The 509-nt window shown below is 63.9% G+C and carries 1 protein-coding gene; it reads left to right on the top strand.

Annotated elements, in window-relative coordinates; all coding sequences use genetic code 11:
- The coding region (locus tag AC07R0_RS25730) for a hypothetical protein (protein WP_495107036.1) at nt 1-509 on the top strand (509 nt) is incomplete at both ends.

The raw sequence follows: 509 nt of genomic DNA, 5'->3' as shown, positions 1-509 counted from the left end.
AACCAGCTGGTGGTCTACGCCTCCAACCTCAGCGCCGGCCAGACTTTGACGCTGCAGGGGGCGGATGTGAACTTGCAATCGGGCCTGAACGCCAGCAGTGCCAGCGAACAAAACAGCAGCAGCCATGGCGGTCTCAGCATCGGTCCGCACGTCACGGGCATCAACCCCAAGACCAAAGGTACCCAGGACCAGCAAGACACCACGCTGGCGGCCACCACGCTGAGCGCGCAGAACATCGACATCAAGGCCACGGGTGACACGGGAACCAACGGCAACATCACCCTGGCCGGTGTACAGGCAAAGACCCCCGGCAAGCTTAGCCTGGACGCGGGCACAGACGGTACGCTGAACCTGAACCTGGTCACCACTACGCAATACCTGGCGCACACCAGCTCCAGCGGCGACGAGATGCTCGGCAAGTCCCGCGACCAAGGCAGCAGCGCCGAGACCGCCCACTACAACCAGCTGGAGGTGGGCAGCCTGAGCGTGAACGCGGGCCACGTCAACGT

Source organism: Rhodoferax sp. GW821-FHT07F03, from assembly GCF_059418745.1.
This window is presented reverse-complemented; position numbering and strand designations above follow the sequence as displayed.